This is a genomic window from Hymenobacter crusticola (assembly GCF_002154225.1).
Classification (GTDB): Bacteria; Bacteroidota; Bacteroidia; order Cytophagales; family Hymenobacteraceae; genus Hymenobacter; species Hymenobacter crusticola.
In genome coordinates this window covers 1-19,547 of record NZ_MTSE01000039.1, presented here as the reverse complement: position 1 = coordinate 19,547, position 19,547 = coordinate 1, and the positions used below count along the sequence as shown (strand labels likewise).

Genomic DNA, 19,547 nt, shown 5'->3' with positions numbered 1-19,547 from the left:
GACTAGTGCTACGATTACTTCGCTAGTTAGCTAGTGTATCCTTACTTGAACGGGCGTTTATGTAATGATACAAACTCGGCCGTAATCTTCTGCGACCTGCTTGGCAGCCATCGTACTACATCATAAAGGGTCATTGCTCCGCTTTCCTCTTATTTCTATCGAAACGATGCCGTGCTACGTCGCCTACTTCCGCGTGAGTACCGCCTGTCAAGGGCAATCCGGTTTAGACTTGGAAGCGCAACAGGCGGTCGCACGGAACTTCGTGGAACCCAAGGCGAGCATCGTGGCCGAGTTTACCGAAGTGGAGAGTGGGCGCAAGAACAGCCAGCCCTAACTGCAGGCCACCATCAACCGCGCCAAGCATGAGGGAGCGGGGATACTCGTGGCCAAGCTCGACCGATTGACTCGTAACGTCGCCTTCCTCACAGCCCTGCTGAAAAGCCACGTGCGCTTCAAAGCGGTGGACCTACTTGTCGCCGACGAATTTACCCTGCATATCCTAGCGGCGTGGAGCAGAAGGAAGCCACCGCCATCTCGACCCGGACCAAAGATGCGCTCGCCGTCAAAAAAGCGATAAGGTTCCAACTCAGCACCCCGGCCAATCTGACAGCGGAGTCGTGGGAGAAGTCGTGGGTCTCACTGCAACGCAATGCCCAAACCAATATTAACAACCGGCAGGCCAAGCAGCTGGCAATCCTAGTGCGAGCAACAGGTGTGAGTTTGCAGGAGATAGCGGCTCGGCTCAATGAATCGGGGTATCTGACAAGAAGGGGCAAGACCTTTCACCCTATAGGCGTGAGACGGCTATTACCTGACGGGACTATTTCTGCACTAGCACAAGAAAAGAATAGTATAGACCAAATTAGTGATGAGTCAAGGCCTGTGTGAGTCACGCCTCTAACACCGCTAATTTTTCAATTAATGAAAGGTTGAATTCTATGCTGTTGTCCGCATAATGTGCCCGTCGGTGGCAGTTCGGGCACAAGGCGATTACGTGCTCAGGGGCGTCCGGTCCGCCGTCTGCCAATCGTAAGGTATGATGAGGCTCCAAGTAGGGTGCTTTGGTTTTGGTTAGGAACGGAGCCTGTTCTGCACAACCTTCGCACTGGCCGTTCGCCCGTTTCAGTACATACATGCGAATTGCTTGGGACCTTTTGCGCACGAGTGTTACCCGTTGTGAGGGGGTACTGCCTTGACTCGCCTTCGCTTTCGCCAGCTGACGAAGCTCTTCCAGTGACATACGATCGATTTGTGTAGCGGTGGTAGCGGAATACATTCCTTCCGCGTCACTTTGCGAGTTGGCCGGGGTAGGACCTGTGCTATCCACCGCCAGCTCAAATATTATGGCTAGGCGGGAAACCCCACTGGTATCGAGTCTTTCCTCGACATGATGGCCTAAGTAGGAGGCTTCTCCCACATAGCGGACCTTGCCTTTGCCGATGGTTTTTGACGCTTCAAATAAGTAAACAGCCTTACCCAACAGCTCATGGTCCCGAAGCGCTTTGTTGCTGCCTATCATGGTCATATCTCCTTGCTGCCCTTCGCCCGTATAACAAAACACGCCATCCTTACGATAGGCATCGCGATAGCCGTGGACGTGGCCAGAATCGCTAGTAAAGAGAAAAATGGCCGCAAACCGGCTCGGAGTAGAGATGCCTCCTTGTTGTTGCCCACCGTACGGTTGATGAATCTCCTGTCGTCGGTTATATGTTCGTCCTATTTCAAATAGAATAGTATTGTGCGTTTGCATGAAGGTTACTGGTTGATTTATAATGCGCAGACTTCAATTATATCATGCAGTACTTTTCTGGTCTACTGCTGAATTATTTAGCTAAAGTAATTTTGCAATTATTGATGAATTCTAATTGGATCGGACACAGAGTTAAGGTAGATAATTCAGCCGGTCAGCTTCTAACTAGTGAGGTCAGCGATAACCTAAGGCGAAGTGGCGACGGTCGAGGTTGAAGCAGGTAGTCTAGCGCGTCCAGATAGTGTTGTGCTGTTTATCGGACGACACCCCGCGTGCTTTGGTTGCTGCACCAGACGAAATATACGTCTGACTTGTGTACTTCAGTTCTAGACTACTTCACTCGATCCGTGGTTCATTTCCTTGCAGAAGAAACTAGATGCCAGTGGGCCTAACCCCTCTCACGGTAAATAGGACTGAACTTGGTAAATTGTTACTCCTCTCTAGCGCCATCGGCACCAAGAGTCACAAAAACGGCGAATGTTTCACTCTCAACATGGATAATTCAACGCGACTTGCCCAACGCATCAAAGAATTTCAGCACCTAATCGGCGTGCCGAAATACAACAGCGTCATTGCCGCCCTGATTACGGAAGTGTTTGCTTTACCTATCGAGGAAATTTCGGTCGATTATCAGTCCCCTAACCCCTCCCGACACAGAACCACCCAGGAGGCAACCACCGGTAAAGAAAGTTACCGCATCTTCATTCGCGCTACTGGAGAACCGGGCCACGACAGGATGCTCTTGTTTGATATCCTGCACGAGTTGGGCCATTTTCACGACCCGGTGAGGTTGCCCATCGGGCAGCCAATTGACTCAATTCTACAGCGTGACCGAGAGCTGCAAGCCTGGCAGTGGGCGGACGAGAAATTCAACCAGTACCCCGAACTCGAAGCAGACTGGGCTCTATACAAGGCACATCAACGGCGGTGTCTAGGTACCTATGGCATTGGCTAACCTGAATCAAGGTGGCGCGAAACCATATGCCGTTCTGCTGGCTTATTGCCAGGTGGTGAAGCTGACGTTCTTCGATGACTTGGACCACACATCGGTGTTTCCCTTAATGCGGGCAGCAGGGTGGCCATTCATTCCGTCGACGCGCTGTACTGCAACGCCCAAGGCTGGGTGTCCGAAGAACGCGCCTTTGCCGAGACCTTCCAATAGGAGGATGGGTTTCTGAAGTAATATATCAGTACTATCTCACAGGAAGACGAGTACCACGACTAATCACCAGGAGGCCGCCATCGGCGGCGCGCGAAAGTTACATCCCCTTACTACCCCATGATTCAGAAGCCCATCTACACGTTCGATATTCTGCTGCCCGTCTTGGACAAATTCTTGTCTGTGTACGAAAAGGAAACTTTTCTTTTGAACTATCCCTATCCAAAGCCGCCGCGCAAGCCCAAAGCTGAGCGGCGGTGCCGCTTCTGTGGTCGCAGCGGCCTGGAAACGAAGTTCAAGAATGAAGCCCACCTGATTCCTCACCTGCTGGGCAACGAGCATCTGGTCTCGGATTTCGAGTGCGACGCGTGCAACCTAAAGTTTTCGGCATTCGAGAACGATTTGGCGAACTACCTGGGCATTTTCCGCACGGTGCGCGGGGGCAAAGGCAAGGATAAGGTGCCCACCTTCAAATCCAGCAATAAACAGGTGACGGCCCGGCCCGGCCCTTTCATGGGCGTCACGGGCGGCATCCTGATCGAGCGCACCAGCCTGGATAACGATGCCTTCGATATCCGCGATGAGCAAGGCCTAACGGAGGTGAAGGTGGTCAAAAACCCCTACGTGCCCATCAAGGTTTATAAAGCTTTTCTGAAAATGGCGTTATCGGTGTTGGATGCTGCCCACATCAGCCAGTACGAGCGCCTGCTGCGTGTACTCGACGGAACTTTGTCGGACGAGGCCTTAAAGCCGGCCCCGGTGGTGCATCATGTACTGCCCAGCCAGTACGCCCTGCTACACCCCCATTGCTTTATGTTCCGCAAAAAAGATCCGCAGGCCCGGCAGCTGACCCACCAGTTCTACCTGCGCTACCAACATCACGTCTTTTGCGTGCCGCTGCCGTTGCACGACGAGGACATTGCGCGGGGCCTTTTCGACGGAGAGGAGTTGAAGCAGCGCTGGTGCCCGCCCCTGCTCTTCGAACCGCCCGGAGACTCGGCGGACCGCTCTCGGATGGAGCCTCTGTATCTGGCGTCGCACGAGGTGGTGCGTGAAGAGGAAATCATGCAGATCCAAATGCCTCCTGATGCCATCACTAGTACAGTAGCACTGGATTTGACAACGGGCGAGCCGGCCCCGGCGGTCTTCGATCCAAGCGAGGTGAAGCGGATTTTTCTAGCGCCGCGTGGCTCCCGTCTACAGTTTCCGGGGGCGGACCCGCTAGCAAGGACCTCAGAGCCGCCCCAGCAACCGTCTGCTCCAGAAAATGGCTAAATGACAAACTGCCCGGCTGGCAAGTACTGACCTGCTGGCCCAGCATGCGTTGTATCTAGAGCCTATACCTGCGTGGCTACGTGGCAGCCGGTAGGGACTAGCCTAACTAACTGTCCTAACGGAATATTTCAGTTCTTACTCTTATCCTACCCCTATAGAGTGGAACTCGGAAGAAATACTGATCTGATGTACGTGTCGTGTGTCAAACGAAACAGCCTTGTTCTAGATTGACTAGGTTCGAAGGCGTAGTTTAGTAGCGCGTTAACGCACTTATTATACTCGCTACCTTTCTGAAAATTTTATGGCTTTTGAAGGCTTTGAGGAAGATTTTGAACAAGAAGATAAGGAGCAACAAGCCGTTGCGGCAGCGAAACGAATTATTCAAATCATCAAGGAAGCGCGTGAAAAACCAGAGCAATCCCAGCGCCGATGGATTTGGGAGTTGATGCAAAACGCCAAGGATGAACGCCCTGATACCGGCGTTTTAATTCGGGTCGAACGCACAACGGACCGATTAACCTTTGCCCATAATGGCCGCCCTTTTCAGCTCAAGCATCAGATCAGCCTGATTAAAGGCAGCAGTAGCAAATCCGTTGGGACACCGGATCAGGGAATCACCGGCAAATTTGGTACGGGTTTCATCAGCACGCACATCCTATCTAAGCAGGTAGAAGTAGGGGGCATTGTAGCTCATAAAGGAGCATATGGCCAATTCAAGCTTACCCTAGATCGTACGGGCGAGACCCCAAAAGAACTGGTGCAGAAGATGCTGGCATTAGAAGCGGAGGCGAAGGCTCTTCCGCATACCTCTGGGTTCACGGTGTTAGAAAACTATACCCTCGGACGGTTGCCCCACGACACAACCTTTTCCTATATTTTGGAATCAGAGCGGCAGCAGGAAGCTGCTGAATATGGGTTGAAGGACCTAGTACATACCCTGCCTTATACGCTTGTCAATTTGTACAATCAGATTGGACAGGTGGAAATCCGAGATTCCCTCAATGGAATTGAAAAGGTATATCAGTGCACGTTACTTGAGTTATCTGCAGGACTTGTTAAAGCTTACCAGGTCACAATTACGGATTCGGATCCTACGCGGAATTTGGTACGGACTATCCTTCAGTATGATGCGGGGGCAATTAAATTGTTAGCGGAAGTAGAAGAAACGGAGGAAGGAACCTATGCTTTAAAAGAGGCCACTGCCCCGATGCCTCTGCTGTACTGGGATTTTCCCCTGATTGGGACAGAAGACTTCTACTTTCCTTTTGTACTCAATGGACAGCCCTTTCATCCTACTCAGCCCCGCGACGGACTTGAGCTGAACGCTGCGGAAGAACATACAGTTATCCATAACCGACGGCTCTTGGAAGAAGCACAGCAAGCCGCCTTGGCCTTTTCTGAATGGCTGTTAGAGAAGAAGACACGCAACACGTACTTTCTCGCTACTACGCACCTCCCAGCCCCCTTGCTTGCAGGCAAAGATGCCCAGAACGCGCGGGAATGGTATAGAGCCTTGCAAGAACAGTGGAGGGCCAAACTATTGGATCTGAAGCTCGTCGAAACTGAAGTGGGAGAATCAGTGCAGCTCCGTAAAGCGCGTATTCCACGCTTAGATGCTGCGCATGCCACACGAAAAGACCATGAGGCACTGTGGAATTTAGCGGCACCTTTGCTGGGGCTTGGCGTGGTGCCTCGTCGGGATTTGCTCAAGAAGTGGCTGGATGTATTAGGCAGTGGGGAAGAAGCCAAGTCATGGCAAATGAACCTGTGGGTCAGTCAAAGTGACTTATTGGAGGAAGTAGCCAAGGCAACGAATCTGGAAGGGCTGTTGGTCGCAGAAACGATGGAAGACCGGTTAGCGTGGTTGAACCAACTATATGCGTTGGTAATCGAGCACAAGGGCCTCGAATTGCTGAACAAGCATGCCGTAATTCCCAACCATCAAGGTGATTTTTGCCTTCTATCCAAGTTGCGCCAAGAGGACAAAGATGATCAAGTGCCGTCTCCCGTGCTTGACATTCTAGCTCTCGCTGGGAGAGACTGGCGGCCGACTCAAATTCACGCGCAAATCATGCTGCCGCTACTTCCGCAGGACCAAGTGCGGGGGTTGAAAAAAGCCTCGGATGAACTCCGGGAAGTGCTGAATAAGGATCTTACGGCCCGGGTGCACGGGGTGTTGAGCCCGGGGTTTTTTAGGCATTGGGGGCGTCAAGTTGCACAGCAGATCTTAGCTGCTATCCTGCGGTTGGAGGGCCCCGGATCCGATGCGAAATCTTTTAAGTCGCAATTGCTGCCGCTAGCCCAAGTATTGTTAAAGTTGGACCAACCGGCGCAACCCGTAGTGCGCTTAGGAGAGTTTGATTTCAAACCGGCAACCTATTTGATGGTGTTGCTAATTAATCAAAACCTGTCCGCTGCAGCGACCCTCAAGGGCTTAACCACGGAACTAGGATACGAGGGAAAGCAACAAGCGGTACGCTGGCTGGACACCTATCTAACCTTGCTGGCCGGGAGCAAAGAGTATGGCGACCTTCTGAATGAAGGCGCTCTGGTACCAAATCGATTAGATGAGCTCAAGCCATGGAATACACTTTTGGATTACGGCAGTGTAACCCAACCGCTTGATTTAGAGCTGCTGCATATTCTTGCTGCTTTAGACCCGTCGAAGAACAAATTGCCTGTCTTAGTGGGCGATGGAATCGCAATCAAGCGAGGAGATCCCTACGTGTATACGTTTGAGCAGCTTGGAAAAGAATTTATACCTCTGTTGGAAGAGGTTCAAAGAAAAGGGACTTACCGAGACCACACAACATCCCTTTCTGACTTTGTAAAATGGTGTAGCAAAAAGCCTGAGCTAGCCAAAGCCTATCTACGCGATCTCCTAGACGCAGGCATCAACCACCGGGTGAGCTATATGCTCATGGAGCTCAATGGCGGAACAGGCTATATCATGGAATTAGCTAAGAAGCCTGATGCTCTTCCGGGGCTGATGGAAATTGTTGATTCTGGAGTAGATGTAGACCAGTTGGTGGCCATTTCCAAAACCGGGGTGAATATGGATCAGTTGCTAGCCATTGCACACTTGGCCGCCGATGACACGGCCTTGATGGAGCGATTCTTATCCTTGGATAAGCAACGTAAAGACGATTTCGCAAACTTCCGGCATATGCAACGGATCGGTGCTGCGATGGAAAAAGTCTTCAGAGCAGCACTGGAACAGGCGGGGGTTACTGCCGAGGTGGACCGAGAAAAGGATGAGGCAAAAGCAGAGATCCGATACAAAGGAATTGGGTCGTATGACTTTGCCATTGTCAATTCCAGCGAACCGCAAAAACGCTTTTACATTGAGTTGAAGTCGTACTTAAAGATGGATAACCCTCAACCCATCCGTATGGCTGTTTCCCAAGCCCGGGAAGCGGCAACCGGAACTGTGCCCTTTGCCTTATGCGTGGTGGGACGCGAGGGAAGTTCAGACCATGTCTCTATCGAAGATATAGAAGCCAATTTGCTGTATGTGAAAGGGCTAGCGATCCATCTTTATCCTATTGTACAAGAAATAACTGAATTAGAACGACTCCAGCAGCAAAGTAATGATGTATGGCTAGATGTTCCGGACATCACCGCTAGCAAAGTAAGATTGTCACATGCTTTCATAAGGCGTAAACCTTCGACCTTTAGTGACTTAATTAAAGACATTACTATTGCGTTGCACTAATGCCTTCTCTAACAAAAGAGGTAATAGGAAAACAGTAGCGAAAAATAATGTTAATGTTCTACCAATCAGATTATTGACTATAGAAATCATGCAGCTGTACAACTGAGTTGGTGATTTACCTCCATTTGTTTAATAACACACATGCTTCTGATTTGAACTTAAAAAAAATAAACTCCTGTAATCACAACGGTTACAGGAGTTTACAGAATTTAGAATAGATTACTTCTTTGATTTTATATTATCTCTTCTGTTCTTTTCCTCTTTCAACATATTATAAAGTAAGTAACGGAGATATTCTTTTGAATCAATATCTGATATTACGATGTCTAGCTTATACATGATATCAAAAAGCTGGTGAATAGTACGAATCTCTTCATCTAATGTTTTCGCAATATCGCCAACAATAAATGGCTTCAAGTTCGTGTCGCCATTCACTCTTTTCTGTAATAAATGTCTTATTTGGTCAGGCTCTTTAATATTCTCTATGAATGAGATATCATTGTAGAGTTTCTTTTCAATCCCTTTGATATCATTCGCAAGCTCTAGTTTTTCTATTGCCTTCTTGGGTTTATAGCTATGATGAATAGAAGCTATTTCATAATCTATTTCACGTGGGGCAAGATATATCTCACGGGTTTCAGAACCACTTTTATATAGAATAGAGGCAATCCCTGAGAACTTAAGTGCTTCTCGTTTAAGCTCGTCATTAGATAACTGAATCATATGTTTTACTTGACAAGTATTGCCAACTTTCTCGAAGCCCACCTTCTCAAAAAATACCCGTATGTGCGATTCACTGTATTCGCACAAGCTAATTATATAGCTATCCTTTGAACCTAATATGTTCTTATGTAAGGAAATAAGAGCAATGAAAACAGAGACGCCAATATTGTAGTCAACATATTTGTTTGATACAATGCCTCTAAGAAAGTATTTATCTTCCTTGTCCTTTAGGAGTCTATACTTTTGTACAAGCCTGCTGTCTTCTTTGCTGAAGATATCACGCAAGAGCTCGAGATTCTTGATGACTAACGAGCCATGCCCATTCTTAAATAATTCGTTCGCGTAGTTGCTCAGGCTGTGTAGTCTAGCAAATAAAGCAGATTTTGAAGAATAGACAGGAGCCGCCGTAATACTACCTTCTTCTAATAGCTCACTGTGAGCTTCAAGGGTACTATTGGGGAACGATACATCTTTTAGGTTAGAGAACTTAATCTCAATAGACTTTTCGTCGTAACTTTTATTAAAGCCTAAATCCAGATAATCAGAAGTGATATCCAGTTTGAGATAATGCTTGCTTTCAGTATCCACTGAATTAACGAGCATGGTAGCTCCTGGGATATTAATGAAGTCATCTTTAATGCTATCAATACCTAGTAGCTCACACAACTTGTCCGCAAATGGACTATGTTCTATAAGCTTTAAGGCGTCTTTTACTAATATGCCTTTATCCTGAGGAAGATAATCTTTAGGAATAAAGCTTTTCGTTCTTGGGTCGAAATCTTCTTTAGAAATCATCAGTGAAATATCGAAATAGATGGATAACTCAACCCAATAGAAACTACCAACTCTGATGAGCTAGCAGTTTCCGTTGAATCAAGCGTTCATAGATTAGCCCTGGCTGGACTCTGGATCATTTCCGTAACTGTTCCGGTCACGGATCTGGCCATTCGGGCGGTGGATAAATACTTCGCCCTGACGCTGAATAGCGATCTGGCGAGCGGCCTCTGTAGCCGCCGCTTGCGTTGGGGCCGTGACAGTCACACGCTTGTTGCCCTCCGTTCTAACTGCCCAGGCGTTACCGCTTGGGACTACATGGATGTTTTTCTTGCTCATGGCAAAAATGTTGAAAGGGTAATAGAAATTGCTTCTCATTGCGGAGAAAAGACAAATCGCCGGGCCTCGCAACAGGGCAAAGTCATGTTGTGCAACTGAAATCAGTTACCTTTGCACCCTCACTTGAAAAAGAAGGAGTACCATCTGGGGAGACTATTCCCAGACCTGTAAGCCACGCTACCACACGTTTTTTTACAACTTCTTCTAAGACAGTCGTTACGGCCATGTAATGACTGTCTTTTTATGTCTAGTTTTTGGATTTAGTGAGTGAAAGGCACCTGTGATAACAGCCATGTTGTCACAGGCTACCTAGAATAATCTCTACTTTATACTAGGGGTTCTACCTCTACCTCTGGGCCTTCGTCTTCGCCCAAATCACCAGAGTGATACTTCTTGTTTAGCTTCTCGAAGTAGACGTAGATGTCGTAAGTGTTAGCTCCTTCCCGTACCCATTGTTGCGCAGTAGCTAGCGCTACTTCCAAGTAATGGATATAGGCTTGACGTCCATCACTGCCACGAATACCACGCCCGTCTTTGTCCTTGCCACGATTCAAAAACAGATTCTTCTGGTCGTAGACCATCTGACGAGCTTCCTTATTTTTAGAACCAGAAGGAAGGTTATCCATCAATATCCTGCGCAGAGAATAATAAAGCTTGTGCGAGGTATCAGGCTTCTGCTCATCTTGAATCTGTGGTAGAGAATCTAAGTCTTCTGACTCTTCTCCTATGCCAAAGTCAAGTTCAGGGTTAAGAGACCGGGAGCGGTCAGCATCGCGTAGAATGCGAGCTCGCCGTTCCTCATCTAGCCTGCGTTTTTCCTCGTCGGCTTCTTGGCCAGGACCCTTGCTTGTCGCATCATCTGATGGACGGCTTGGCTCATCCTGGCCAAGCCCGCCTAAAAGGTCTGGTAATTCGTCGTCTTCTGACATAGATATAAGGGTGAGGAAACTTATTGGTTTGATAAAGCAGCTTTGATGGTATCCACATCCGAGGTGAGCGTCTTTTTGCCCCACGGATGACTCTTCAGACGAGTGATGGCAACGTCAGCAGTCGGAATGAACTGATTGAAGCGCTGGTAGCCCAACTTATTGCCTTTAATAGCTTCATCGTAGGAGTAGAAGTCATAAATAATACTCGGGTGAACACCGTGCTTCTTAGCGTAATCACGCACTACCGACTCGATCTGGATGAAAGGACGTACTTTCTCCATTTTTTCGGCGCTGAATAAATAGTCCCGCGCGAATTTATTAGCTTGTTCCTCCATCAAGAACAAGTCTTGATCATCGCTGATGTGGTACACCATTTCCTTCACCTTCGTGTAATCGAAGAGGATATGATGAATTTCGTGTAGCAACGCAAACCACATAGTGCTGTATTTGGTCTTGGTTTTACCATCCATTTGGCAGGCTAAGACAATACATGGCTTATTGTCGACAATGAACGTTGCGCCACGGGTTTGCAGCGTGGGTAGCGAAGACTGCACAATGACCGTAATGCCAATGTTATAAAGAGCTCTAGCTACGGTTAGTAATCCATTGGTTTCGTGAGTAGAGTAAGGGCGAATCTTGCTAACCATTTCTTCCAGTGCATGCATAGAGAAACGATTAGGGTTGGCAATCTTCTCGAATTGTAGAAAGGCCGCTTTCACCCACATCTCTCTGTTCTTGTCGTTTGAGTCACGACGAGTACGGCTAAAAAGTACGCCATTCATCCCGCGAGTGTAGTCATAGATGCTATCGAAGCCAAAGAAAGCTACTAACTGTTGCTCGATGGCATCGAAATCATCACAGGTATCAATGATGCTAGCACGCTTAAGAGCATCTATGTCAAAGTTGTTAATAATATAGTTCGCCTTAGTGACGCGTTCTATCTGACCAACTGTTTGTGCGTCTAGGTTAGAGACATATATCTTCACTAGCTCCTCCATATTCATGCCGAGAAACTGCTTTATCTTCAGCATAGTAACGATGTCTATTTTCTGCATTTCGCCTTTTAGTAGGCGTTGCAAGGACAGGCGTTCCATGTTCAGCAAAGAGCTTAGTTGCCGTTGTGTAAGGTTGAGCTTTTGCCGGCGTTCTTCTAATAAAACAGGAAGACCTTTAGTCTCGTCTGTCGCTAGCAGTTGAAATATCTCGGCTAGGAGGCGGTCTTGAGAGCTCTGGTCTGAATTAGGATTCATGGCGCCGAGTGGATTTGGCTAAAAATGTAGCCACAAATATAAGAGTAAGTACGACTACTAAGGTATTTAGTTTACATTTATTTAGTAGTCATGAATGCCAATGTCTTTGGCGTTCATGATTTCTTTTCTAATACTCAATATTCTATCTGTACCTACCGGATCTTTGAAACTACGCTTAATGCGTAGAGATCCTCTGGGCAACAATGAACCGCAACTCCCGCCTACACCACTGGAGAGAATAGCTGCTATAAGTAGTCCTTTTAGCCTGTTTCACTCGTTGGTGCTATCCATTCGATTCACTACGGAGAGTTCTGCAACAGCCACAACCCTTATTCGAACTAGCTAGTTGCCTCGTAGCTTCGTGGCGGTTCTGTCACTTCGGACCTGCTTTTGTCTCTATGTCGCTTTCTACTGATCTACCCGCCTTTGCCACGCTGCTGGCGCACGTAAAACAAGCGATTCGCCAAACCCAGCTGCAAGCCGTGCGGGCAGCCAACCGGGAATTGCTCGTGCTTTATTGGCGCATTGGCCGCTTGATTTTGGACCAACAGGCGCAACAAGGTTGGGGGGCCAAGGTCATTGACCAACTCGCGGCTGAACTGCAGCGCGAGTTCCCCGCCATGCAGGGACTCTCGGCGCGTAATCTCAAGTACATGCGGCGCTTTGCCCAGGCCTATGCCGATGAAACGTTTGTGCAAGCGACGCTTGCACAAATTCCCTGGTACCATCACCTGACCCTGCTGGAGAAAGTCAAAGACGCCGCCATGCGCCTGCTCTACGTGGAGGCCACGGCGCGCCATGGCTGGTCGCGGGACGTGTTGGTGCATCAGATCGAAAGTGGATATCACCTGCGCCAGGGCAAAGCCGTCACCAACTTTGCTCGTATCTTGCCTCCAGCGGACTCGGAGCTGGCGCAGCAAACCCTGAAGGATCCTTACCTCTTCGACTTTCTGACCTTAACGGACAACTTCAAGGAGCGGGATCTGCAACGTGGCTTGATCGAGCACATTACCAAGTTCCTACTCGAACTCGGCAGTGGTTTTGCCTACGTGGGCCAGCAAGTACCATTACAAGTCGGCGGGCAGGACTACTATTTGGACTTGCTCTTCTATCACCTGCAGCTACGCGCCTATGTGGTGGTCGAACTCAAGACCACCGAGTTCAAGCCCGAGTACACGGGCAAGCTCAACTTCTATTTGGCGGCGGTGGATGATCAGCGGCGGCACCCCCAGGATGCGCCCACCATCGGGTTACTTTTGTGCAAAAGCCGCAATAACATCGTGGCGGAGTATGCCCTCCGGGACGTACACAAACCCATTGGCATTGCCGAGTACCGGCTTACCGAAGCACTGCCGGAAGGGCTACAAGCCTCCTTGCCCAGCATTGCGGCGCTGGAACAAACGCTGCGTAGCCGCCCCGCCGCCCCGGAGCCCGCAGCTGATTCGCCACCCGAACCTGAGTGACCAGATCTATTAGGCGATTATCGGCAGGATCTCCGGTGGGCAGCGGCTACGTCATCACATCGAAGCAGGAGAAGGATGCTGCTAGCGCTGGACGCATCGCCCATGTTCTTGGCAGAAAGTACAGCTTTCTCATTGAAGCGAGAATAAGCTTGTACGTTGATTGCTGAACAACTTTTCTGAACGGTTTTTACCCATTTTCCTCTTCCTAATTGCCCTTCCTCAGGTGGAATAAGTTGTTCAATAAAACGAGTGTGGCTGTTGCAGAACTCCTGGCTAGGCATTGGATCGATAGTAGCGAGATTTGAAACTGGCTAAAATGCCTCGGTAACGCTGTTATTTTGGGCACATAAAGGGCTGAGTATACCTTTTCTATGCTATAGATTGGGTTCTGCAACAGCCACGAGTGTTTAGTTGACCTTTGGCTGACCGACAGCGCTTCAAAAAATACCCGAAACTAGGTAGCTTGTACGGCTCGTCCGAATGCCAAATTTGCTGGAAAAGACCCACGGCCTCGGCCCCTTTTTGTTCCTACGATACTACCGACTGCGAATCCTCATGAAAAACCCATCCCGCTTCTTCTCCTTTGTTGCCACCTTAAGCCTGCTCTTGGCCTTGGCCGGAATCTTCATGGTGGGCTACTATTCTGGCCGCAACGACTCCTTGGCGAAGCTGGGGTGGGGGCTGTGCTGGGGGGGCATCTTGCTCGTCTTCGCCTCCGTTATGTATAAAAAACAAAAGGGCAACCCAGACAGTCCGCGCTAAGAAGACACGGATGAATTATGGCCTAGTGCCGTGCAGATGGGCTTGCTCGCTTAGGTTCACTGAAACGGTGATTTAAATACGTTGTTATGGCCTTATACAAGCTGCAAAGGGTCGTGGCTGTTGCAGAACCCTATTTGTATTCCGGATAAGCTATGTTTGACCCCTCGTTTACGGAAAATAGCTGCTATAAACAGGCTTTTTAGCCTGTTCCACTCGTTGGTGCTATTCATCCGATTCACTATTGGGAGTTCTGCAACAGCCACGGTCGTTTGCAGCATGTAAAAGGGCTTAACCTCAGCCCCCGGCACAAGCCCCGCGCGCCCCGCGCCGGACGACCACGTAGCCGATGTACGCCTCCCCATTAGGTGCCGGCAACTGGACCAAGCGGCGCCCGCGAAGCACGAACCGGCAGCGGGGCTGCTGGCGGCTGATGGTGGTGCCGGGGTCAGCGCTCAGCAGCAAGGTGTCGCCTTGGAATCGATAAGTCCCGCGTGCGTGGATGTCGCGTTCGAAGTGGCCGAAGGCAAACGTACCGTCCTGGTAGAGGCCTAGCCACACACCCCCCACCGATGCTTCGCGGGAGGCAGCCATACACAAGCCTGCCTTGGGCGGGTCCTCCGTGAGAATGGAGGCAGCAAGCAGGGCCACAGCCCCCAGCACCAAGCCTAAGACAACCAGGAGCAGTTTCCGCAACCGCAGGAGGAACGTTCGCATCGGCCAGTAGAAAATGTAAGGGGGCAGATCTAGGGAGCTGCACAAATTACGCTCCTTTCGGTGAACGGCAGGAATCAGCTTGACACTCGGTGGTCGGTTGGTCGTTGTAGCGCGGGGTGAGTGTACGAAACTTGTCTACCAGTCAAAGTTTACGAAATGACCCGCAGGAAGGAGTTTGGCAAATGCCCAAATCGGGGCCTATTTCCTGCCAAAGTACCATGCCGAGCGCAGCGGGCAAACGAACCAAAAATGCACTAATTCCAAGAGTGGGGCTATAAGCAGCATTATGTAAATCAGCTTTTCCCAGAAAGCCGCCAGCGTGTCAGCTTAGGTCTATTTCTTGCTTTCGTACCGTACTCCCTGCTGAAGACGTCTGTATGTCACACTCCTGGTTTACCTGGCTTTCTTTCTCCGTTATAACCCTGGCAAGTTGCTCTTCTTCCGACGTGGAGCTGAAGCGCTTGCAACAATTGGAAGCGTCCATGCGGTCTGCCAACCAATACCTTTGGCAAGAAACGGCGCAACCAGTCCAACGCATTGAATATTATTACCAGTATAATCGGAAGCAACCGGGCGACTCGGTCTTATTCTATAGGGCGAAAGGTTTGTACACCCACACGGCAAATGTGTTATCGACCCTGGATTCGGTCCGCCGTGTGCTCTTAAACGCGACGGGTAACACCCCGAAGCTCGTACACTTGGACGCAAACCGCCAAGTGCAGCAAGTCATGGTGGGAGAAGCCGGAGCCGCCTTGGCCTTACAGCGGCGCTTGCATAAGTATGCCGCTTTCCTGCAGACCATGAACCCCGCAGAAAAGGGCACGGATGCTTTACGGGTAACGCCGACCAGACTCGAACAGGAGTATACCCATACCCCGGTCGTGGCTGCCTTGGCCCAGTTGACCCGCCAAGAAACAGAAGTCCTTCTGCTCACTCACGCAGCACTTGCCCAGTACCTGGCAAAATCAGGAACCACCTTCGACGCCTATTACAGTACGGTCGCCCATGCCGTCGCGGAAACGCGGACGGTGCTTCCTGGGGGCCAGTATCAGGCGAAGCTGTTTTTGACGCACCTTTACCACCCTGACTTTATCCGGGCCATGACGGTCAACAAGCATCCCGTACCCGTGGACGCGCAGAGCCGTGGCGTCGTCTCCTTTGTGGTTCCCCCCACTGTACTGGGTAACGCAGACAGTGTGAGCACTTACTGGACCGGCTCCATTACCACTCTGACCAGTAGCGGCGATAGAACCTATACGGTGCGGGTGCCTTATACCATTGTGAAGTCTCCATGCCAATAGAAGCCCTACCCAGAGCTTTATTGAACATAAAAAAGACTTATACGACAGCTTACAAGGAGCCTTTCCCAGATGAGCGAGACGAACAAACCAGACCTGGACTCGGTGTATTGGCTGCTTTTCAGTCTGAGCGGGCTCTTCACGCTCTTCTGCGCCAGTGTGTTTTACCTGGGGTCCGAGGAGTCCGCGCACCGCATGATGCAAGAACAAGGAGTAGTAACTATTTGTCTGTTGCGCTTTCTGGGCTTTGCCTTACTAGGTAGTGTGCTGACACTCGGAATCGTCTTACTCAGTGTAGTGGTCAAATTCTGGACCCGAGCGAAAAACTGGTCAGAGCCTTTGCGTGTGTTGAAGCTCTCGTTGATTGTGCACCTAGTAGGGGCCTTTGCTGGCAGTGTGTTCTTCACCTTACACTTATAAACCTTCTTCTTGAATAGTATCTAGTTGTATCTGCCGTAGTTGAATATCTCCAAGCCGAAGAAGTTGCTAAGCCATTTATCTTACCTTAAAAAAGTTGATTAATATATTATCTATTATACGGACATTCTTGGAATAAGGATAGTTTAGCTTACTCAGTACCAGGTATTTAACATGGTAATTTAAGCGGATTAGGCCCTTTTTTAGGACCAGACCGTCCTCATGCAACCTTTCGCGTGTGCGCCGGCTCCTATTCTTCCACGCTATTCTCTTGGACTGTGTATGCGCTACGTTACGCCATTGGTTAGCTTATTCGTGCTGGTTGCCACCGGCCCCGGCCGGGCGCAACAGCTGCAGCTGGGCCTGAAAGCAGGACTACTGGCCAGTACGGCGATTACCCGCTCCGTCAGCACGGCGCGCGTGGGTGGGGTGGCCGGGGGGTGGCTACGCTACCCCGGCACCAAAAGGGTCGGCCTGCAAGTGGAGCTAGGCTATGAGCAACGGGGGGTGAAGACCACCCAGCACGAGCAATTAGGGTGGGAAGGAGCCATCGGCTCGTACACGCGTCAGGCCCGCACCCGCCTCCACTATCTGAGCCTCCCCCTGCTCATGCGGGCACAGGTCGGTCACTTCGTTGGCCTGATAGGTCCCCACGTGAGCTATTTGTTGGCCGCCCGGCAACGGGCCCAGACGCAGTATGTGTTGCAGCCGACTCAGGCTCATCCGGCCTTTCCCTATCCTGCCACGGAAACCAGCCGTGACCCCGACGCGTTTCGCCGCTGGGAGCTGGGCTATACGGCCGGCCTTGGGTATATGCTCGGGGCATGCCTGGCCCTAGAGGTACGCTACGCCGCGGGGGTGACCGCGTTTTACAAACCGCCGACCGGTGTGCTGGCGCGCTACGAACCTCTTAGCCCGCTGGCGCAGGCACGCCAGCGTACGTGGCAGGCGCAACTCAGCTATCAGCTGCGTGCCCTTCCCCCAGCGCGTTAGCGGCGGCAGCACTTCTTCCGACAGCGGCTACCGGATCGTAAAGACCTGGGTGAGTAGTGCCGGCGTTTGGCCAGCGGGTAAGCCATGGCCGCCAGCAGTCGGGGGCCAGGAGACGAAGTATACCCAGGGCGAGTGCCTGGGACGCGATACCGACGGGCGGCTTACTGCTTCAGCACCTTTAGGCGCTGCGTTCCTGTTGGAGAGCGGGCTTCTAGTAGGTAGAGCCCGGCTGCTAAATGACCCAGCTTTTTAGTCTACTTATTTTAATGTTCAGGTATACTAGTTTTAGGGGTTACAGAAGTGGATCTAGCAAATTAATTCGCCTTTCATTTGCTTCCTTACCACTAATCAAGCATACTTGGTCACCAGGCTCACAGTAGAAACGCCGTTGCTTCTCTGCCCAGCAGAGGAATCGATTGCCAACCCTCCTTCTCCTACAAGGATGGCTGCTTTATTCTTTGTTTTCAGGCTTCCTCTCCTATTATAGTTTAGCTCCATTTCCTTCGTGCTCATTGCTCTTTTTTATGCTGAATACACTAGTGCCCTGGAAGCTATCGCATGTTCCACTGGTTGGCTGCGCAATCTTCGTTCTACAGCTTACGGCGGCCTGTAGTAAAAGCGCTTTCTCGGAGCAAGAACTGGAAGGCTCTGTTCCCTTGCTGACGAAGACAACACTCGTGCAGGCGAATGGTCAACCCATTAACGTGCATTTAGTCAATCTGATCAATCTTGATATTGCTAATACGAATCGGCGCATGCGGGTATTAAACGCAGCCGGTGAAGCGCAGCGGCGTACTTATCTGGCCCAATTCAAAAGTTGGGGCCAGCAAGGCCTTACAACCGCTCAGGTTGAGCCCTTGATGCACCTACTCGGGTATCAAAATGCAGCAGAGTATCGACGACTATTTAGCGCCCCCCGTTACCAGGAATATCAGCTCCTCAAGCAAGAAGATCCTAGTTACTTCGAAAAAAGCTTCCAAGAAAAAATCGCTTTACGGAAAACAATTTGCGCCTATAACTCCCTGCATGGAGGACCTACTGTTGTAGCGCCCGCGGGGGCACCTATTGTTGCAACAGCAAAGTAACGAGCGCCAGGCACGCAACGACAGCCTGCATAATACGGTTGAGCTTACACTATTTTATAGCTATTGCTTGAAAGACAGTATGAGCCGCAACATAACGGGACTATCGGTGCCTCTCGCTGGAGCAAATGCGGCCGTGTGGGGTTGCTCCTTGGGTGCGACCATTTGCAGGTAGGCGACACAGGCACACTTGCCGCCGGGTAGGCTTAGAATAGATCGTAAGGGGCCTTTTTTCCCCAAGGGGTCCGCATGGCCTCTGCGCGGACTGGATAAGTGCCGTGGGCTTGTTTGCGCCGGATGGCCACACCATAGATCGCTTTCTGCTCAGCCGCCGAGAGCGTAAAGAAGCTGGGATCGGCTTGCCGCCAGGCGCGTTGCACGGTCCGCATTTGGTGCAGCTGCTGCCGCTGCCAGTGCTGCTGCGCGGCGACACTGGCAAAGCCGTGCAACTGCGCCAAGCGGTGGGCCTGCGTGGGGGTAGCTGGTTGGTGTTGGAGTTGCTCGATCTCTGCTAAACGCGCGCGTCGCTCGTGGTTCGTGAGCCCGGTTAGGGCCTGCTCGCGCTGGGTGATCTGCGCCGCCAGTAGGGTCAGATACTGGTCCAACTCAGGCGTGAAATGGGGACCGGGCGCAGTGGAAGCAGTAGCTGGTTGCTGCGCCCCAGCCGGGCAAGCAGCAGGACGCCACCCCAGAGCTACCAGCAGCACAGAAATAAGAAAGCGAGGGCGCAGCAGCATATGAAGGGCTAGTGTAGAATAAGAGTAGGCAAGATAAGCCGGCTGGTCTTACTAGTGGGCAACAAGCGCCGAAGAAGTTAGCTGCTACGCTCCCTTAAGCAGCATGCTAAAACAAGAGGGAGCGACCTGCTTGAGTCCTTGGACATTTTCCAAAGGGACTACCGTAT

General features: G+C 50.6%; 17 protein-coding genes. 10 read left to right on the top strand and 7 right to left on the bottom strand.

From position 1 onward, the window contains the following. Positions 1-166: 166 nt before the first annotated feature. Positions 167-334, top strand: coding sequence for a recombinase family protein (locus BXP70_RS29735; RefSeq protein WP_143436721.1), 168 nt, complete (start codon positions 167-169; stop codon positions 332-334). 555 nt (positions 335-889) lie between these two features. Here the strand turns inward: BXP70_RS29735 and BXP70_RS26985 are convergent. Further along, positions 890-1,750, bottom strand: a complete 861-nt coding sequence (locus tag BXP70_RS26985) for an HNH endonuclease (RefSeq protein WP_218779879.1) — start codon at positions 1,748-1,750, stop codon at positions 890-892. A gap of 493 nt (positions 1,751-2,243) precedes the next feature. On the opposite strand from BXP70_RS26985, the gene BXP70_RS26980 reads away from it, so the two are divergent. From BXP70_RS26980 to BXP70_RS26970, 3 genes are all read left to right on the top strand, one after another. After that, a complete protein-coding gene (locus BXP70_RS26980) occupies positions 2,244-2,705 on the top strand; it encodes a hypothetical protein (RefSeq protein WP_143436720.1) in 462 nt (153 codons plus the stop codon). 324 nt (positions 2,706-3,029) lie between these two features. After that, positions 3,030-4,184 carry an HNH endonuclease gene (locus BXP70_RS26975; protein ID WP_086597236.1) on the top strand — a complete coding sequence of 385 codons (1,155 nt, stop codon included), beginning with the start codon at positions 3,030-3,032 and terminating at the stop codon, positions 4,182-4,184. Between the two features lie 301 nt (positions 4,185-4,485). Next, the gene (locus BXP70_RS26970) at positions 4,486-7,899 is read left to right on the top strand and encodes a sacsin N-terminal ATP-binding-like domain-containing protein (RefSeq protein WP_086597235.1); all 3,414 of its coding nucleotides are present in this window, start codon (positions 4,486-4,488) and stop codon (positions 7,897-7,899) included. A gap of 219 nt (positions 7,900-8,118) precedes the next feature. Here BXP70_RS26970 and BXP70_RS26965 read toward each other — a convergent pair whose 3' ends face one another. From BXP70_RS26965 to BXP70_RS26950, 4 genes are all read right to left on the bottom strand, one after another. Continuing rightward, the gene (locus BXP70_RS26965) at positions 8,119-9,417 is read right to left on the bottom strand and encodes a hypothetical protein (RefSeq protein ID WP_086597234.1); all 1,299 of its coding nucleotides are present in this window, start codon (positions 9,415-9,417) and stop codon (positions 8,119-8,121) included. Between the two features lie 93 nt (positions 9,418-9,510). Continuing rightward, on the bottom strand, positions 9,511-9,774 hold the full coding sequence (locus tag BXP70_RS26960) for a DUF2188 domain-containing protein (protein WP_245849764.1): 264 nt from the start codon (positions 9,772-9,774) through the stop codon (positions 9,511-9,513). Between the two features lie 287 nt (positions 9,775-10,061). Further along, complete coding sequence (locus BXP70_RS26955) at positions 10,062-10,664, bottom strand: hypothetical protein (RefSeq protein ID WP_086597232.1); 603 nt, start codon at positions 10,662-10,664, stop codon at positions 10,062-10,064. Between the two features lie 20 nt (positions 10,665-10,684). Beyond that, positions 10,685-11,914: an ImmA/IrrE family metallo-endopeptidase gene (locus BXP70_RS26950; RefSeq protein ID WP_086597231.1), complete on the bottom strand. Its 1,230-nt coding sequence runs from the start codon at positions 11,912-11,914 to the stop codon at positions 10,685-10,687. A gap of 398 nt (positions 11,915-12,312) precedes the next feature. On the opposite strand from BXP70_RS26950, the gene BXP70_RS26945 reads away from it, so the two are divergent. Both BXP70_RS26945 and BXP70_RS26940 read left to right on the top strand, forming a co-directional pair. Then, entirely contained in the window at positions 12,313-13,377 is a 1,065-nt protein-coding gene (locus BXP70_RS26945) for a PDDEXK nuclease domain-containing protein (RefSeq protein WP_086597230.1), read from the top strand. A gap of 555 nt (positions 13,378-13,932) precedes the next feature. Further along, the gene (locus tag BXP70_RS26940; RefSeq protein ID WP_143436719.1) at positions 13,933-14,139 is read left to right on the top strand and encodes a hypothetical protein; all 207 of its coding nucleotides are present in this window, start codon (positions 13,933-13,935) and stop codon (positions 14,137-14,139) included. A 294-nt stretch (positions 14,140-14,433) separates the two neighbouring features. Here the strand turns inward: BXP70_RS26940 and BXP70_RS26935 are convergent, their stop codons facing one another. After that, positions 14,434-14,853 (bottom strand): hypothetical protein, encoded by a 420-nt coding sequence (locus BXP70_RS26935; RefSeq protein WP_143436718.1) that lies wholly within the window; start codon positions 14,851-14,853, stop codon positions 14,434-14,436. Positions 14,854-15,230: 377 nt separating this feature from the next. Between BXP70_RS26935 and BXP70_RS26930 the strand changes: the two genes are divergently transcribed. From BXP70_RS26930 to BXP70_RS26915, 4 genes are all read left to right on the top strand, one after another. Continuing rightward, positions 15,231-16,154: a hypothetical protein gene (locus tag BXP70_RS26930; RefSeq protein WP_086597227.1), complete on the top strand. Its 924-nt coding sequence runs from the start codon at positions 15,231-15,233 to the stop codon at positions 16,152-16,154. A 69-nt stretch (positions 16,155-16,223) separates the two neighbouring features. Beyond that, positions 16,224-16,571, top strand: coding sequence for a hypothetical protein (locus BXP70_RS26925; protein ID WP_086597226.1), 348 nt, complete (start codon positions 16,224-16,226; stop codon positions 16,569-16,571). 279 nt (positions 16,572-16,850) lie between these two features. Further along, positions 16,851-17,561 carry a porin family protein gene (locus BXP70_RS26920; RefSeq protein WP_179197870.1) on the top strand — a complete coding sequence of 237 codons (711 nt, stop codon included), beginning with the start codon at positions 16,851-16,853 and terminating at the stop codon, positions 17,559-17,561. 524 nt (positions 17,562-18,085) lie between these two features. After that, positions 18,086-18,646 (top strand): hypothetical protein, encoded by a 561-nt coding sequence (locus BXP70_RS26915; RefSeq protein ID WP_143436717.1) that lies wholly within the window; start codon positions 18,086-18,088, stop codon positions 18,644-18,646. Between the two features lie 203 nt (positions 18,647-18,849). Here BXP70_RS26915 and BXP70_RS26910 read toward each other — a convergent pair whose 3' ends face one another. After that, a complete protein-coding gene (locus BXP70_RS26910) occupies positions 18,850-19,380 on the bottom strand; it encodes a hypothetical protein (protein ID WP_086597223.1) in 531 nt (176 codons plus the stop codon). Positions 19,381-19,547: the final 167 nt, after the last annotated feature.

Excerpts from the sequence above, each read along its gene's own strand:
- BXP70_RS26970 (WP_086597235.1), top strand. The coding sequence starts at position 4,486 with ATGGCTTTTGAAGGCTTTGAGGAAGATTTTGAACAAGAAGATAAGGAG.
- BXP70_RS26910 (WP_086597223.1), bottom strand. The coding sequence starts at position 19,380 with ATGCTGCTGCGCCCTCGCTTTCTTATTTCTGTGCTGCTGGTAGCTCTG.
- BXP70_RS26960 (WP_245849764.1), bottom strand. The coding sequence starts at position 9,774 with ATGAGAAGCAATTTCTATTACCCTTTCAACATTTTTGCCATGAGCAAG.
- BXP70_RS26915 (WP_143436717.1), top strand. The coding sequence starts at position 18,086 with ATGCTGAATACACTAGTGCCCTGGAAGCTATCGCATGTTCCACTGGTT.
- BXP70_RS26920 (WP_179197870.1), top strand. The coding sequence starts at position 16,851 with ATGCGCTACGTTACGCCATTGGTTAGCTTATTCGTGCTGGTTGCCACC.
- BXP70_RS26945 (WP_086597230.1), top strand. The coding sequence starts at position 12,313 with ATGTCGCTTTCTACTGATCTACCCGCCTTTGCCACGCTGCTGGCGCAC.
- BXP70_RS26925 (WP_086597226.1), top strand. The coding sequence starts at position 16,224 with ATGAGCGAGACGAACAAACCAGACCTGGACTCGGTGTATTGGCTGCTT.
- BXP70_RS26985 (WP_218779879.1), bottom strand. The coding sequence starts at position 1,750 with ATGCAAACGCACAATACTATTCTATTTGAAATAGGACGAACATATAAC.
- BXP70_RS26935 (WP_143436718.1), bottom strand. The coding sequence starts at position 14,853 with ATGCGAACGTTCCTCCTGCGGTTGCGGAAACTGCTCCTGGTTGTCTTA.
- BXP70_RS26965 (WP_086597234.1), bottom strand. The coding sequence starts at position 9,417 with ATGATTTCTAAAGAAGATTTCGACCCAAGAACGAAAAGCTTTATTCCT.
- BXP70_RS26930 (WP_086597227.1), top strand. The coding sequence starts at position 15,231 with ATGTCACACTCCTGGTTTACCTGGCTTTCTTTCTCCGTTATAACCCTG.
- BXP70_RS26975 (WP_086597236.1), top strand. The coding sequence starts at position 3,030 with ATGATTCAGAAGCCCATCTACACGTTCGATATTCTGCTGCCCGTCTTG.
- BXP70_RS26980 (WP_143436720.1), top strand. The coding sequence starts at position 2,244 with ATGGATAATTCAACGCGACTTGCCCAACGCATCAAAGAATTTCAGCAC.
- BXP70_RS26940 (WP_143436719.1), top strand. The coding sequence starts at position 13,933 with ATGAAAAACCCATCCCGCTTCTTCTCCTTTGTTGCCACCTTAAGCCTG.
- BXP70_RS26950 (WP_086597231.1), bottom strand. The coding sequence starts at position 11,914 with ATGAATCCTAATTCAGACCAGAGCTCTCAAGACCGCCTCCTAGCCGAG.
- BXP70_RS29735 (WP_143436721.1), top strand. The coding sequence starts at position 167 with ATGCCGTGCTACGTCGCCTACTTCCGCGTGAGTACCGCCTGTCAAGGG.
- BXP70_RS26955 (WP_086597232.1), bottom strand. The coding sequence starts at position 10,664 with ATGTCAGAAGACGACGAATTACCAGACCTTTTAGGCGGGCTTGGCCAG.